Origin of the sequence: Desulfatibacillum alkenivorans DSM 16219 (assembly GCF_900142135.1) — a bacterium.
Classification (GTDB): domain Bacteria; phylum Desulfobacterota; class Desulfobacteria; order Desulfobacterales; family Desulfatibacillaceae; genus Desulfatibacillum; species Desulfatibacillum alkenivorans.
In genome coordinates this window covers 45,192-61,000 of sequence record NZ_FQZU01000017.1, presented here as the reverse complement: position 1 = coordinate 61,000, position 15,809 = coordinate 45,192, and the positions used below count along the sequence as shown (strand labels likewise).

Below are 15,809 nucleotides of genomic sequence, written 5' to 3'. Positions count from 1 at the left end.
TAAAGACATGCAGCGGAAAATGGATTCATCCCGTATTAATATTCTTTATTATAAAGTAGATAGCCTCAAATGGCATGTCCCATACCATAGGCGCTTATTGATAATTACTATCATTTTTTCAATATTGGGCGCCGCACCCGCCCCTTGCGCCGCCATGGGGGTGTACGATTGGGCCTATGTAGCTCTGGATTACGCCAGGGAAGAAAAGGTAGCCGCCCTGCACCGGTTTTGCGACCGGATTCACGGCTTGGCGCGTCAGGTCGCCAAGGATCCTTTTATGTCGGGCTGTTTTGACATTCATCAGCAGTACAGCCAGGCCAAAAGCCAGAATCATTCCTCCCGTGAACTGGAAAAAACGATCGACGAACTGGAAAGGTCGCTTTCAGTCTACTTCGCCGAAAATTATTTCGCTTTTTACGACGTCCTGTTCGTGACTCTTAACGGAGATATCATCCATTCCATGCGCAAGGATTATATTCCCGGCGCAAACCTTATTACCGGGGAGGCTGGCGGAAGCCGCTTGTCTCAATGCCTGGAGGCAAAGCCGCAAGAAGAATGCTTTGTGGATTTTTTCCATTACGCCCCATCCGCCGAACCCGCCGCCTTTTTTGTGGAGCCGGTGCTTATTAAAAATGAGCATCAGGGGTGGTTGGTGCTTCAACTGGCAGTCAACAAAGTGAACACCATATTCGCCTGGATAGAAAGTCTTGGGCAAACCGGAGAGACTTTTTTGGTCAATGCAGATGGCCTTATGCTGACGGAATCTAATTTTACTGGTGATTCCAGTATTTTGAATAGAAAGCTGGACGACAGGAACATCCAGGCCAAGTTCAAGGAGGGCCGGGGCCGGCGCATGGTTACGGATTACCGGGGATGCCAGGCCTTGTCATCCTTTGAAGTGGTTTCCTTCATGGGCGTCCATTGGCTTGTGGTCGCAAAAATGGATAAGGACGAAATCATTACGCAGCACTACGCCGACCACCGGAAGTACTATGCAAACAGGTTGATGGATCAACTCCAAAATCAGCCGGCCCCCCCCGCCCGTGACCTTGACGTCCCGCAGTCCTCAAAAACCCTTCGCATTGATATGGACGAGTTTTTGTGGGCCAAAAAGGGAGAGCGGCTGCATACCTTCGGCGTATCCACCTGCACCGGATTTCTTGCTGCCCGCCCCGGACGGTTCGGGTACATGGCGCACGTAAGCCCCCATGACAAAATTTACGGCGGAGGCGGCGTGAATCTTGTAGGACGCATGGTCAAGCGCATTGAGAGTTTCGACATTTTACCCAGTGAAAAAAGGTCCTTGATATTTATGGTGATTGCGCCCGGTTCCGAGACGCTGCCCGCCATCATCGACAAACTCATTGAAGAGGGCTACCTGTTGTCGCAAATCCTTGTTTTGAATAATCCCCAGGCGGAGTCCGCCGCCATAATCTATGACTACGACCCTTCGCGCCTGCATGTCCTGTGGCGGTCTCGAGGCCAAACAAGCAGCGCGGTGCATACCCTGGATGACGCCAAAAATGTGGGGATTATGGTTAAGGAGATCATGCAGGCCGAAGAGACCGGGTAAGGCAACTATCCGGGGAAATAAGCAAAACCGGAAAAATAATCAAAAACGGAAAAATAATAGGCTGTATTTTTACAAGAATCTCTATGCGTGGAAAAAGGAGACATTATGGGAAAGCAAATGACCGTTGGGCAGCGAATTATATTGGGATTCACGATAGTCATTCTGATCGCCATGGGGTTGGGCGGCATGGCTATCTACAACATGAAAAGCGTGGAGGCGGACTCGAATAAGCTCGCCCATGAATACGTGCCTGAGGTGGCGGTGACGTCAGCATTGCGCGGCGCCGCCAACCGCCTGATGTACCAGATGCGCGGCTATGGCATGAGTGAAGAGGACAAATACCTGCAGGCCGCGAACGAGGAACTGGCGGCGGTGAAGCGGCACTTGGACGAGGCCGCAGAGCTTGCGGATAAATCCATCCACCTGAAAGCCTTGAAAGGGCAGGTGGACGATGCTCACAAGGCGACCAACGATTATGAAGCTCTGATCAAACAGACCAAAAGCACCATTGCGGAAATGGACGATCAAAGGGCCAAACTGGACGCCAACGCGGCCGCCTTTATGACAAACTGCGCCGCTTTTCTGGAAGACCAGAAAACCGCCTTTCAAACTAATTTGGAGGACAGACAGAAGAAAGTCGCCATTGTTTCAGAGATCGTGGACTTAGGCACTCAGGTTAGGGTGACGAACTTCAAAGCCCAGGCCAGCGGAGACGCTGACATGATGGAGAAGGCCATTCTGATGCTGGTGGACTTGAAAGACCACACCAACGCCTTAAGGGCCGTCACCCGCAATCAGGCTAACATCAAGCAAATTGACGAAACCGAGGCCGCCGCAGCCGCTTACGGGTCCGCCATGAACGGGTTCCTGGAGGAATTCAAAAAGGGCGACTATGCAGACCGCAATGTCTTGGAAAGGCAACGCGGAAATATGGACGACGCCGCCGGAAAATACGTGTCCAATTGCGAGTCCTTTTTGAAGTCCCAGCAGAATCAACTTCGCAGTGAAATGTTGGAGCGCAACGAGAAAATATTCCTGGTCAATGATATCATTGACCTGGGCAACGACACCCGGGTCAAAGCCTTCAAATCCATGGCGACCAGAGATCCCAAGCTCATTCAAAGCGCCTTGGAAAACTTTCCCAAAATGGACGTCAAATATGCCGCCTTGAGAAAAATAACCAGGAACCAGGCCAACATAGGGCAGATTGATAATACTGAGGCGGCGGGAAACCAATACGCAGCCGCTTTGGCGGCGTTCCTGGATAACTGGAAAAAGCTCCAAAATATCGGCTCGCAAAGGGAGCAAGCCGGCAATAAATTAATCGAGGTGTGTAAAAACACGGCGGACGCGGGATTGCAAAGTACGGATGAAATCGCCGTTGAAGCCGCCTCTTCGCTGGGCGCCGCCTCCGTGGTTATGATCATCGGTTTGAGCATCGGCCTGTTGGCCGCCATTGGCGCGGCTATTTTTATCACCCGCAGCCTGACCAGGGTTTTGGGGAAAATCAGCGCCGATCTGGATGAAGGCGCCGAGCAGGTGGCTTCCGCCTCCGGCCAGGTATCCTCCTCCAGCCAGTCCCTGGCCGAAGGGGCTTCGGAGCAGGCGGCCTCCTTGGAGGAAACTTCCTCCTCCCTGGAGGAAATGTCCTCCATGACCAAGCAGAACGCCGAGAATGCGGATCAGGCCGACAAGCTCATGAGGGACGCCAATCAGGTGGTGGCCGTGGCCAATCAGTCCATGGAGGATTTGACCGTTTCCATGGGGGAAATTTCCAAGGCCAGCGAAGAAACCTCCAAAATTATCAAAACCATCGATGAAATCGCCTTCCAGACCAACTTGTTGGCCCTGAACGCAGCCGTGGAAGCGGCTCGGGCGGGAGAAGCCGGCGCCGGGTTCGCCGTTGTGGCTGACGAAGTGCGCAACCTGGCCATGCGCGCCGCCGAAGCCGCCAAAAACACCGCCGACCTTATCGAAACCACGGTGAAAAAGGTGGGAGACGGCGGAGAGATTGTCACCAGAACAAACGAAGCCTTCAGCCAGGTTGCCGAAAGCGCCAAAAAAGTTGGAGAGCTTGTGGGCGAGATTTCAGCCGCCTCCAACGAACAGGCTCAAGGCATTGAGCAAGTCAACAAGGCTGTTTCCGAAATGGACAAGGTCACCCAGCAGAACGCCGCCAACGCCGAAGAGTCGGCTTCTGCATCCGAAGAGTTGAACGCTCAGGCGGAAGTGATGAAAAGCTCGGTGGAGGAATTGCTGGCCCTGGTGGGAGGCGCCGGTCAAAAACACGCAAGGAGCGAAAGGAAGGGCAATGTAAAGCCTCTGGCTATCTCTTCCGGCCGTGCAGGCGCCAAACCGGTCGCAAAGACGGCCGCAAAGCAGAAAAAACTGGAGCAGTCCCAGGAGGTCAGCCCTGCTCAGGTAATCCCTTTTGAAGACGATGATGATTTCAAGGACTTTTAACCAGCAAAAATGATCATGGGCTAAAAGGCCCGGACTAAAAACAGGGGGCTTGCGCACAATCCGCGCAGGCCCCTTTTTATAACAGCCCTTTGGAAACCACATAGCGCACAATTTGCGCGTCGGTTCGCATATGCATTTTTTCAAACACCCTGGCTCTGTACGTTGCGATGGTCTTGTAGCTGAGGCGCAACTCCGAGGCGATTTCCTTCATGGTCTTGCCTTCGGCGATCATAAACATGACCTGGCGCTCCCGGTCGGAAAGTTTGTATAGAAAAGGTTTGGGCGCGTATATGTCCACCTCAAAGGCCAGTTTTTCGGCGATGCGATTGCTCACATGCTTCCTGCCGGCGGCGACCTTGTGCACGGCTGCTATTAATTCGTTGACGCTACTGGAATGGGACAGGCATCCTGCTGCGCCATGGCGAAGCATCCGAACGCTGAAATCATCGTCATCGCTGTCCGGAGTTAGGGTCAGGATGGGGGTGTATGGAGAGGCTTCCTTGATTCTCATGAGATTATGGACCGCCTGGGCGCCCAGAACGCCGGTATCCAAAAGCAGCAAATCAAAATCCAAATCCTTGAGTCTCTCCATGAGTTCCAGGAAGGTGGAGGCTTCTTCCACGACGGCCGCATCTTCCATTCCCGACAAAATCCGAACAATTCCCTCCCGCAGGATGGGCTGCCCGCTTCCCAACAAAATGCGGGTTTGCCGCTCCCCCGAGGCGAAGGGCGGGGCAAACGAGGCCTTTAGCACGAGCTTGCGTTCCTGCTTGTCAAGAGCCAGGCCGCCGTCCCATTCTTTCAGCCGTTTTGATAAAGGATGAAAACGGGCTTCATCAATGCCCGGGATTGACGGGCCGCCTTTATCGGGGGGGCGGCAGATGCACTCCACTTCAATGCGTTGACCTTTATAATCGAGATGGACCTCCATGGCTTGCCAATCGCCGATGTCAGCAAGCGTCTTCAACATTCCCCCGCATAACCGGGCTATGGCGGCGGCGTCCTTTGCAGCAAGGCTGATTTTCTTTCGTGCAAGGCTTAGCTCCACCTTTTTGCCGGTTTGCTCTTCAACTTCCCTGGCATGCCTCCTGACCGCGCTGTTTAAGTCCGGGGTCTCCTTTTCCCGCCAATTCATGTGGGCCCAAATTCCGGACAAAGCGTCTTGCGCCAAGTCAATCTTGTGCAGGACAGGGGCCTTGTCCGATTTTCCGCCCTCAAACAACTCTTCGATTTCCGTGCGCAGGCTCTCCAGGGTTGATCCAAGGTTCTCCTGGATTTCCCAGCCAATCTGAGCACGCTCCTCTTCCCGCACCAGTTGCATGTTCAGAGTGGCCTCCTCCAGCTTTCGGCTGGTTTCCTGAAGCTCCGACCACGTTTCCTTTGTCCGGCTGATGTCAATATAACTTCCCAGGACTGCAGGGCGGCCGCGAAAATTGATCCTGACCAAAAAGCCCATGACCCACACGATGTTTCCGTCCACCGTGTGCAAACGCCACTCAAAGGGATGGATGCTTTCGCCGTTCATCACCTTGCGGGTCATTTCCGCGATGAGCTTTTTGTCATCCGGGTGCACGAACTTTAAGGCGGGCTTTCCGTATACGTCCCGCTGGTGATTCAGCCCCGTGATCCTGCATCCGTTCTTGTTGCCGTATACGAATTTTCCGTCCTGGATGACGTAAAAGACGCTTTGCGACGCCTCGTCCAGCGCATCCAGAAGCTCCGCCGCGATTTCGCTGCGCAAAACATCCATGCGTTTCTCTCGTTTCTTAGGTTAAAACGAACTTCCATTCCCGGGCCGGTTTATGATGATTCCAGGATATACTGTAGTCCAAATTCTGACAAGTTCCTATCGGCATTCTGTCAAAATTATCCGACAAGGGCCGATAGCCAGGGCGAATACCGCCCGCTATAATGGTCTCAACAAATTGCAGGCAAGGGACTAACGCCTTGTTTCATATCCCACAAAAACCAAAAATGGAAAGGAGACGCCATGGCTATCAAAACCGGAGAAGAATACCTGGATTTTTTGCGGCAGACCAAACCCAATGTATACATGTTAGGGGAAAAGGTGGAAAACATCTGGGACGATCCCCGTTTTGAATCCACCATGAAGATCGTCTCCCAAAACCATGATTTTGCCTTTGAAGCAGCCAACAAGGATGTGGCCGCCGTGCAGTCGCCCCTGACCCACGAACCCATCCGCAGGCTGAGCACCCACCTACAAACCTCCATGGAAGACTCCCTGCTTAAGCTGGATTTAACCCGGGACATTGCCAATCGGCGGTTTTGCGCCTGGTGCGGCTCCAACATCCAGACGCTATTATGGGCCGTTACCTGGGAGACGGATCAGAAGCACGGGACCAAGTATCACGAGAACATGAAGCGTTTTGCAGAGCTCATGCAGAAAAACGACTGGGATTCGTCTTTGGGCAAGATGGACGCCAAGGGGGATCGTTCGGTCAGGCCGTCCAAGCAACAGAACTATCCGGGGGTGCGGGTCGTTAAAAAGGACGCCAAAGGCATTACGGTCAGCGGGTGCAAGGTGCACACATCTTACGGCCCCTGCACGCCCATTATCAGCGTCATGCCTTGCCGGGCCATGACCGGGGAGGACAAGGATTTTGCCGTGGCCTTTTGGGCGCGCACCGACACGCCGGGCATCACCATGATCGCCAAACCCTCTCCCAACGTGGAGCATATCGACATGCCCATGCAGTGCCCCATGAGCTCCGCTTTTGGAATTGTGGAAGGCACGACCTTTTTTGAGGACGTCTTCATTCCCTGGGATCAGGTCCTCCTGTGCGGAGAATGGGACATGGCGGCTTTGTTTCCCTACTATTTCGGAACGATTCAGCGTCAGTCCAAGTGCAGTTGCCTGGCAGGGCACTCGGACCTGGTGGCCGGCATCGCCGCCCTGGTCGCCGATGTAAACGGAGTCTTGAACAAGTCCCATATCCAGGACAAGCTGACGCACTGCATGCAAATGGCGGAAATCGCCCAAGGTTGCGCTTTTGGAGCTGCGGCGGCGGGCAGGATGCATCCCAGCGGCGTGTTCATGCCCGATCCCCTCAAGGCCAATGCCGGGCTAAATTACATCAAGGAACTGACCGGAGAGCATATCCAAATGCTTCACGACATCGGCGGCGGAATTATTGTCACCATGCCCACGGCCAGAGATTACCAGAACCCCGCGCTCAAAAAGCTCCTGGACTTCACCCTGGCGGGAAACGGGAAATACACCACCGAAGAACGCATGCGCGCCCTGTATTTGTGCAGGGAGCTGTCCTCCACCGAGTTCACGGGCTATTATATGGGGTGGGGCGTGAACGCTTCGGGCTCTCCCCATACCGGGCATATTCTGGTGCGGTCCCATTATGATTTGGAGTACCGAATCGGCATTGCCAAGGAATGGGCCGGCATCGGCGAATCAAGCGAATGGCCGGGCCACAACAAGGGCGCCAAGGATTGGGCCGGCAATTAAAATACTGTTTGATCCCACTCACAAGGCCGGACCCTATCGGGTTCGGCCTTTTTTGTCCCATCCTTTTGTCATGGCATCTCCACGCCGCTTGAATTTGTCGATCGCCCTCCGCGACTTACGGAATTCTAGAAAATTGTTCCCAACCCGTCGAATTTGATTTCCCTATTGACCCGAAAAGCCATTATTGTTAATACGAAAACACTCCACGCACACCACGTTGGAACAAGGGATGAAACGCAAATCGACATATAATATCCTGATGTACTCCCACGACACTTACGGCCTTGGGCACATCCGCCGCACCATGGCCATTGCATCGCATTTACGTGGGCGTAACACCAATATACTCATACTGACGGGCTCCCCCATTGTGGGGCGGTACGCCCTGCCGGACAAGATCGACTTTGTCCGGATTCCGGGCATGATCAAAAAAGCCAACGAAGAATATCTGCCTCTTTCCATCAAGATTCATCCCAATCAGGCGCTGGACATTCGCAAGAGCATTATCAAGGCCACGGCGAAAACCTTTCAGCCCCATTTGTTCATTGTGGACAAAGAGCCCCTGGGCCTTAAAAAAGAGATCCTGCCCACCCTTCAGTGGCTGCGCAGGTCTTTGCCCGGAACCAGGACCGTCCTGGGGCTGCGCGACATCATGGACGAGTCGTCGGCCACCCGGAAAGACTGGCGGGATAAGGGCATCTACGACCTGCTGGAGGACACCTACAGCGAGATCTGGGTCTATGGAATTCAGGATTTCTACGATCCCATAACCGAGTATCAGATCCCTTCGGCAATCAGCGACAAGATGCTTTTCACCGGCTATATTCCCCGAAACGTACCCGAGACCGCCGCCGTAAAAGCCATGCGTAAGAGGTTTGGGTGCTCCAACGGCGAAAAGCTGGTAGTGGCCACCACCGGCGGGGGAGGGGACGGCTACTCCCTGCTGAACTGCTTTTTATCCATGCTGGAACGCCAAAAGGGAAAAACCTCCTTTAAAAGCCTGTTGGTCACAGGACCTTTTATGGCGGAAAAAGAGCGGGATAACGTGGTTTCCCGGGCCAAAAAACTGGGCGTACAAGCCATCCAGTTCCACCGGAGCATGGAGGAGGTTCTGGCCGCTGCAGACCTGGTGGTCAGCATGGGAGGATATAACACGGTTTGCGAAAGCCTTACTTTGGGAAGAATGTCCCTGATCATCCCCAGGGAGACGCCGCGCAAGGAGCAGTTGATTCGCGCCCAGGTTCTCAAGGAAAGGCGTTTGGTTGACTATATCCCCGAAGACTCCCTTTGCCCGGAGGCCATGGACTCCAAAATCAAGGAGCTTCTGGGCAATTCCAAACCTTATTTAAAGGCCATTTCGGAATTTCAACTCACGGGCCTGGACGTCATCAGCCAGCGCCTGAAACAATTCCAACGCCAACCCGCCGGTTGTTCCTGCAAAAAGGCCGCCGCATCCACCTCGTACGGCGGGCTTTCAGAGCCCTCCAACCCTTTGCCCGCCCACGCCCAAATGGCCCGCTATCATGGGCCGGATTGAAGTCAGAGCCCGTAATATTAAATTCAAAGCCGCCGCGGCGCTGCGGGGCCGTTGTTCCCGGCGAACGCCTTCGGCTTTTTACGTTTAGGAAAATGCATAATGAGTGATCAGGCAAAACCCGTGTTGGGCATCATCTTAAAAGGCTATCCCAGAATTTCCGAAACATTTATCTCCAATGAAATTCTTTTGCTCGAACAAATGGGATTTAAAATCCACCTGATTTCCATGCGGCATCCCAGGGAATCCTTTTGCCACGACAGCGTTAAGCAGATTAAAGCGCCTGTGGATTATCTTCCCCAGACCCTTTGGAGGCCCATGGGGACTTTTTTACGGCATAACATCCCTTTGCTGGTAAAAAAGCCGGATGTCTACCTGAAGGCCCTGGGCCTGGCCTTTAAACGATTTTTGCGCACCAGAAAGTCGGCCACTTTCAAGCACCTGCTTCAGGCCGGATACGTTGTGCATAAAATACTGCCCCAAAGCGGGGTTGCGCATTTGCACTCCCATTTCGCCCATTCGCCCACGTCCGTGGCCATGTTCACCAGCATGCTTTCCGGCCTTCCTTTTTCGTTCACGGCCCACGCCAAGGACATCTACACCTCGGACGAAAGGCAGCTTGCGGAAAAAATCAAGCTGGCCCAATACGTGGTGACGTGCACGGAATATAACCGCCGGCACTTAAAGAAAATCGCCCTGGACGGGTCGACGCCCATATACAGGATTTATCACGGGATCGATGTGGAGTTGTTCGCCGGGTCCGAAAACGGCGCCATGCCCAAACCGCCTTACAAATTATTCACCGTAGCCAGGATGACCGCCAAAAAAGGCCTGCCCACCGTGTATAAGGCTCTGAAAATTCTGGAGGAACGAGGCGTGGATTTCCAGCACACCCTCATAGGCGACGGAGACGACAAGGAAGACCTCCTGGCGCTTATCAAGGAACTTGGCCTGGAATCCAACACGAAAATTCTGGGAACCCGGCCCCACGGCGTTGTGCTGGATCAATTCCGCAAGTCAGACCTGTTCGTCCTTGGCTGCGAGGTGGCCAAAAACGGAGACCGGGACGGAATTCCCAATGTATTCCTGGAATCCATGGCCATGGGCGTGCCTGTTGTGGGAACCAACGTGTCAGCTATTCCGGAGGTGCTGCGCCATGAGAACACCGGTTTGGTGGTGGATCCCAAATCGCCCGAAGCCATGGCGGACGCTATTATGAAACTTCTCACGCAAGAAGAATTGCGGAAGGAAGTCGCCGAAAACGCCCGGGCGCTTGTCAATGCCGAATTCGCCAACAAAAAGCTCATAGGGGATTTGGCCGAACTTCATCGGGCCGCCGGAGTGTAATAATATTCAATTAGTCAGCCGACAATTGCCTGGACCGGTGTATGAAGATATTTTTTTATCCTCCATTCAAGCCGCTGGATCACCCCAATCCCTCCGGGGATCTTGTGACGGCCCGGGGACTGGTGGAATACCTGCAAAGCCGGGGCCATGAAGTCACGGCCGCCAGCAGGCTGCGCACCCGTTGGATGTATTGGAAGCCTGGGATGCTTCCCCAAATCCGGGCGGAAAAAAGACGGGTGCTGGATCTCGCCGCTTCTGAAAAACCCGACCTTTGGCTGACCTATCATTCCTACTACAAAGCCCCGGACCTGCTGGGGCCCGGCGTCTGCAAGGCGCTCAACCTGCCTTACGCGATTTTTCAGGGCATCTATTCCACCAAGCATAAACGCCGCATAAAGACCATGCCCGGATTCCACCTGAACCGGCTTGCCTTGAAGGCTGCGGATCATATTTTCGCCAATCGCAGGGAAGACCTGAAAAACCTCAGGCGGTTGATCGCTCCTTCCAGGCTAAGCTACATCCGCCCGGGCATTAAGCCTGGATTGTTTGCTTTTGATGAAGAGGCAAGAGTTGAACTAAGAAAACAGTGGGGCGCGGAAGACAAGCCCGTGGTGCTTTCCGCCGCCATGTTCCGGGCTGACGTCAAAACCCAGGGCCTGCTGTGGGTCATCAGGGCCTGCGGGATCCTCAAGAATCAGGGCCTTCCATTTAAGCTGGCCATCGCCGGCGACGGCAGGGAGCGCCGCCGCATCGAACAGGCGGCCGAAGAGTCTTTGGGCGAAGATTTTATTCTCTTGGGAAAAATTCCGCGGGATCACATGAACAGGGTGTACAGCGCCGGGGACGTGTTCGCCTTTCCCGGATTCAACGAAACGTTAGGCATGGTCTATTTGGAAGCCCAGTCCTGCGGCTTGCCTATAGTCGCCTGCCATAACGGCGGCATCCCCGAGGTCATGATCCACGGCCGGACCGGCTTTCTCACCCCTTTGGGCGATTTGGGCGCTTATGTGAACGCCATGAAGGACTTGCTGGTCAATCCGGAAAAAAGGGCGGAAATGGGCGCCCGGGCGGCTTCGTATGTGAGATCCCGGCATGACCTGGATTGCAATTATTCCAATATGGAAGATATATTGAACCGGTGCATTAGGGAGCATTATGAACGACAAGGCTGAAACAACCCGGTTTATTCTGGTGCGTCACGCGCAGACAAAATGGAACCAAATGAAGCTCATCCAGGGGATGACGGACAGCCCGCTCACCCCGGAAGGGGTTCAGGCCGCGCGCTCCTGGGGGGCGATTCTAAAAGAATATTCCCCGGATCGAATGATATGCAGCCCCTTGAATCGCGCTGTGGACACGGCCGTATACATCAACGAAGCCCTGGATTTGCCCCTGAGCCAGGACGTGGGTTTTCTGGAACAGTCCTGGGGGCGTTGGGAAGGCAAGACCCTGGCTGAGATCAAAGAGGAGTCGCCCGTTATATTGCAAAGCATGGTGGATTTGGGGTGGGAGTTCTCTCCGCCGGGCGGCGAGTCCCGCATATCGGTCATGAAACGCTGCATCAAGGCCTTACAAAGGCTTCATGAAAAATGGACGGGCCAGACCATCATTATCGTAGCCCACCGGGGCGTCATAGCCTGCATCATGTACCACCTTTTGGGCCGGGCTTTTTTACCCTCAGAGCCTTCGGTGCTGAAAAAAGGATACGCCCAGATTTTGACGTGCGACGGCGCTGGGCTGACAATCGAGGCCCTGAACGGCGTGGCTTTGAAATAATTGGCCCGGCTATTGCTGCTATCAATATAGAAAGAGTTCATGAAAATACTTTTTTACTGCCAACACGTGCTGGGGATGGGGCATTTTTTTCGCAGCCTGGAAATCATCAAGGCGTTTTCAAGCCACGAGGTGATTCTTGTGTCCGGAGGTCCTCCCGTGGACGCGGAGCTTCCCCCTCACGTTCGTGAAATCCGCCTGCCCGGCCTGGCCATGGACGCGGATTTTTCCCGCATGCACTCCCTGGACCCGGCCAAGAGCATTGAAGAGGTCAAACAAGAGCGCGTGGAGCTATTGGGGAAGATGTTTTCACATGAAAAGCCCGATCTTTTCATTGTGGAATTGTATCCCTTCGGCCGTAAGGCCTTCAGGTTTGAGTTGGATCCCATCCTGGCGGGAATCCGCCGGGGGGACTTGCCTCCTTGCAAAGTGGTGTGCAGCCTTCGGGACATCCTGGTGGAAAAGAAGAACCCCGCCTCCTATGAAAACAGGGTAACGAGCATTTTAAATGCGTGTTTTGATGGATTAGCCGTGCATGCGGACCCCTCGCTGGTCAGCCTGGACGACACATTCGCCTCCATGGATAAAATCACGGTTCCGGTCTGTTACACTGGTTTTGTCACGCCCAAGCCCAGGCCCGGCGCCGGAGAAAAGCTGCGCAAAGCCCTGGGGATAGGACCGGAGGAAAAATTGATCGTGGTCAGCGCCGGAGGCGGCAAGGTGGGGGCGCCATTGCTGGAGCCCGTGGAAAAGGCCTTTTTGGAAAAAGCCCCGGCAAATTGGCATATGCACGTTTTTACCGGCCCGTTTCTGGATGATGACCATTACGAGCGCCTGGCCGCCTGCTCCAACGACCATCTGGTCGTTGAACGATTTTCCGACGACTTTCTGACCTGGCTGGACGCCGCGGATTTGTCCATCAGCATGGCGGGCTACAACACCTGCATGAACACTTTGGCCGCCCATGCACCGGCCCTGGTACTGCCTTTTGAGCAGAATCGCGAACAGCTTATGCGCGCCCGGAAGCTGGAAGCCTTGGGCGCCCTGGAAATTCTGGACGAAGCGGGCTTAAGCCCGGACCAGCTCATCCCTCGCATGCGAAGAATCATCGAAAAGGGCAGGGGGAAAACTCCGCCGGTCAACCTGAACGGCGCCGCGGAAACGGCGGCATGGGCCGAGAGCCTGGCGCTCAATGGGAGCGGAGACGGATGCTGAAAGTTGTTTCTGACATTTGGAAATGCGACCCGGACGATTTTAAATGCTCGCTTGACCGAACCATGAATGAGTCCCTGGAAAAAATCAGCCGGGGAAAGGTCTTTTTTCGGGCTGACGATATTGCCGCGCCGTCCAAAAACTTCACCCAGATGATGGCGCTTTTTAAAAAGTATCAAACCCCTTTGTGCCTCGCTGTAACCCCCTCCTGGATTTCCCGCCCAAGATGGCAGGCTCTTCTAGAGGCCGCCGGGGATGAACCTTCCTTATGGTGCTGGCATCAGCACGGCTGGCGGCATATCAACCATGAGCCGGAAGGTAAGAAACAGGAGTTCGGGCCGTCGCGCACCAAGGAGGCGATCGCCAGGGACCTTGCTTTGGGAAAGGAGCGATTGGAGCAAATTCTGGGTCCGCGCTTTTTCCCCTTTTTCACCCCCCCCTGGAATCGATGCAGCGCTCATACGCTTGCCCTGCTGCAATCCATGGGGTATAATGGAATTTCGCGCAGTATAGGGGCCAAACCAAAATCGCAAGGCCTTCCCGACATCTTTGTGAATGTGGATCTTCACACCCGCAGGGAAAAGGATGGAAAAAAGGATTTGACGGTTTTTTTTCAGGAACTGTCCAGGGCCCTGTCCAGCGGGTATTGCGGGGTCATGATTCACCACCAATTGATGAACGACGCGGCTTTTGAAGCTCTGGAGGCTTTGCTGCAGGCCTTTTGCGCGGACAAGAAACTTGAGTTGGGCGCTTTTGATTCTCTCGGCTTAAATTAATATTGATTATTAATTTTACTTTTGCGCCTGATGTATTATAGTTTCTGCAGAACCTTAAAACAGGGCGTGTGGACGCCCAATTTCTTTCAAAAAAAATCATTTCCTTTGGACGCTCATTTCCATCAGAACATGGCGGAGTGCGCCTGATTTCTTAAAACCTATCGCTTCTTTTGGGGGCTTGCAAGTTCATGGTTAGCGCGGAAACAGCCCAAGGATCGAATGCAGGGAAAGGCAAAGTCAGCAGACTTGTGGTCCTTCCGTTCAGGAAATCCCTGGAAATTTCGTTCAAAAGCATTAAGGCGCGGTTTTTTCGTTCTCTGATAACGACCACCTCGCTGGTGTTGGCTATCAGTTTTTTCAGCTTTGTGCTGGTAAGCACGGACGCCGCCAATGGATTGTTGTCCTCTGGCGAGCGGGGATACAGGCAGGCATTGGTTCAGTCCGGTTATGATTTGGCTCCGGACCAGGACACGGCGGGGAGCAGCCCCAAGCAGCGGTGGATAGCCCTGTTGTCGCTTCTGGTGTGCGTGGTGGGTATTGTCAACGCGCACTTGATGGCCGTTACCGAGCGATTCCGTGAAATAGGCACGATGAAATGCCTGGGCGCCCTGGACCGTTTTGTCTTGCGGCTATTTGTATTGGAGGCGGGCATGCAAGGCCTTGTCGGCTCCCTTGCGGGGGCGCTGGGCGGCGCTTTTTTCGCCTTGCTTAGTTTTTTACTGCGTTTCGGGTCTCCGGTATTAACCAATATGAACTGGAGCCATGTGTTTATGTCCGTGGGAACGGCGATGGCGGCCGGAATCCTGCTTAGTCTGGCCGGCGTCCTTTATCCCGCCTGGATCGCCTCACGCATGCAACCAGTGGAAGCCATGAGGGTTGAGCATTGAGTAATATCGAGAATGTGGTCAGGGTATCGGAAGTCACCAAGAGCTTCAACCTTGGCAAAATCACGGTTCAGGCCCTTAAGGGGATCAACCTGGAGATCGCCACGGGGAACTACATTTCCATCATGGGGCCTTCCGGCTCGGGAAAAAGCACTCTGTTTAATATGATAGGCGGGCTGGACAAACCCACTTCGGGCCGGGTTTACATCGACGAAGTGGACATCGCCCAGTTGGACGCCTATGAGCTGGCCTGGCTGCGCTGCCGTAAAATCGGCTACATTTTTCAGACCTTCAATCTGATCCAGGTTATGACCGCCCTGGAAAACGTGACCCTGCCCATGACATTCGCCGGCGAGACCAGCAGCGCGTCCATGGAAAAGGGCATGGAGCTCCTCAAGCTGGTGGGCCTGGGCGACAGATACAGCCATAAACCCAACGAACTCTCCGGCGGCCAGCAACAGCGGGTCGCCGTGGCCAGAGCCCTGGCCAACGACCCCAGCATCATCCTGGCTGATGAGCCCACGGGCAACCTGGACTTGTCCACGGGCGAGGAAATCATTGCTCTGCTAAAAAAACTCAGCCAGGAGCGGAACGTGACGGTCATCTCCGCCACTCATGACTTTAAGATGCTCAATGTATCGGATCAGGTCGTCTGGATTCGGGACGGCTTGGTGGACAAAGTGGAAAACCGGGACGAACTGAACATTTCCGTAGGACAGATCGGAACGCGCGAAGCGGCGGAGACGCACTGATTTATAGGCATTTG

General features: G+C 54.2%; 12 protein-coding genes. 11 read left to right on the top strand and 1 reads right to left on the bottom strand.

The genetic code is table 11. The features are described 5' to 3' along the window. Positions 1-97 precede the first annotated feature (97 nt). Together BUE18_RS14305 and BUE18_RS14300 are read left to right on the top strand one after the other, a co-directional pair. On the top strand, positions 98-1,573 hold the full coding sequence (locus BUE18_RS14305; RefSeq protein WP_073476794.1) for a cache domain-containing protein: 1,476 nt from the start codon (positions 98-100) through the stop codon (positions 1,571-1,573). A 105-nt stretch (positions 1,574-1,678) separates the two neighbouring features. Continuing rightward, positions 1,679-4,036 carry a methyl-accepting chemotaxis protein gene (locus tag BUE18_RS14300; protein WP_073476793.1) on the top strand — a complete coding sequence of 786 codons (2,358 nt, stop codon included), beginning with the start codon at positions 1,679-1,681 and terminating at the stop codon, positions 4,034-4,036. Positions 4,037-4,112: 76 nt separating this feature from the next. Here BUE18_RS14300 and BUE18_RS27340 read toward each other — a convergent pair whose 3' ends face one another. Then, positions 4,113-5,786: a LuxR C-terminal-related transcriptional regulator gene (locus tag BUE18_RS27340; protein WP_083611027.1), complete on the bottom strand. Its 1,674-nt coding sequence runs from the start codon at positions 5,784-5,786 to the stop codon at positions 4,113-4,115. Between the two features lie 240 nt (positions 5,787-6,026). Here BUE18_RS27340 and BUE18_RS14285 point away from each other — a divergent pair, with 240 nt between their 5' ends. The 9 genes from BUE18_RS14285 to BUE18_RS14245 all read left to right on the top strand — a co-directional run bounded on the left by BUE18_RS14285 (position 6,027) and on the right by BUE18_RS14245 (position 15,795). Then, positions 6,027-7,517 carry a 4-hydroxyphenylacetate 3-hydroxylase N-terminal domain-containing protein gene (locus tag BUE18_RS14285; protein ID WP_073476792.1) on the top strand — a complete coding sequence of 497 codons (1,491 nt, stop codon included), beginning with the start codon at positions 6,027-6,029 and terminating at the stop codon, positions 7,515-7,517. A gap of 229 nt (positions 7,518-7,746) precedes the next feature. Further along, positions 7,747-9,054: a glycosyltransferase family protein gene (locus BUE18_RS14280; protein ID WP_073476791.1), complete on the top strand. Its 1,308-nt coding sequence runs from the start codon at positions 7,747-7,749 to the stop codon at positions 9,052-9,054. A gap of 99 nt (positions 9,055-9,153) precedes the next feature. Continuing rightward, entirely contained in the window at positions 9,154-10,398 is a 1,245-nt protein-coding gene (locus tag BUE18_RS14275) for a glycosyltransferase family 4 protein (RefSeq protein ID WP_073476790.1), read from the top strand. A 41-nt stretch (positions 10,399-10,439) separates the two neighbouring features. Beyond that, positions 10,440-11,570 (top strand): glycosyltransferase family 4 protein, encoded by a 1,131-nt coding sequence (locus tag BUE18_RS14270; RefSeq protein WP_073476789.1) that lies wholly within the window; start codon positions 10,440-10,442, stop codon positions 11,568-11,570. Further along, on the top strand, positions 11,554-12,174 hold the full coding sequence (locus BUE18_RS14265) for a histidine phosphatase family protein (protein ID WP_073476788.1): 621 nt from the start codon (positions 11,554-11,556) through the stop codon (positions 12,172-12,174). Before BUE18_RS14270 ends, BUE18_RS14265 begins: the two co-directional genes overlap by 17 nt. 39 nt (positions 12,175-12,213) lie before the next feature. Continuing rightward, positions 12,214-13,386 (top strand): glycosyltransferase family protein, encoded by a 1,173-nt coding sequence (locus BUE18_RS14260; protein ID WP_073476787.1) that lies wholly within the window; start codon positions 12,214-12,216, stop codon positions 13,384-13,386. Beyond that, positions 13,380-14,159, top strand: coding sequence for a polysaccharide deacetylase family protein (locus BUE18_RS14255; protein ID WP_073476786.1), 780 nt, complete (start codon positions 13,380-13,382; stop codon positions 14,157-14,159). Before BUE18_RS14260 ends, BUE18_RS14255 begins: the two co-directional genes overlap by 7 nt. A 188-nt stretch (positions 14,160-14,347) precedes the next feature. Continuing rightward, positions 14,348-15,046 (top strand): ABC transporter permease, encoded by a 699-nt coding sequence (locus BUE18_RS14250; RefSeq protein ID WP_073476785.1) that lies wholly within the window; start codon positions 14,348-14,350, stop codon positions 15,044-15,046. Then, the gene (locus tag BUE18_RS14245) at positions 15,043-15,795 is read left to right on the top strand and encodes an ABC transporter ATP-binding protein (protein WP_073476784.1); all 753 of its coding nucleotides are present in this window, start codon (positions 15,043-15,045) and stop codon (positions 15,793-15,795) included. Before BUE18_RS14250 ends, BUE18_RS14245 begins: the two co-directional genes overlap by 4 nt. Positions 15,796-15,809: the final 14 nt, after the last annotated feature.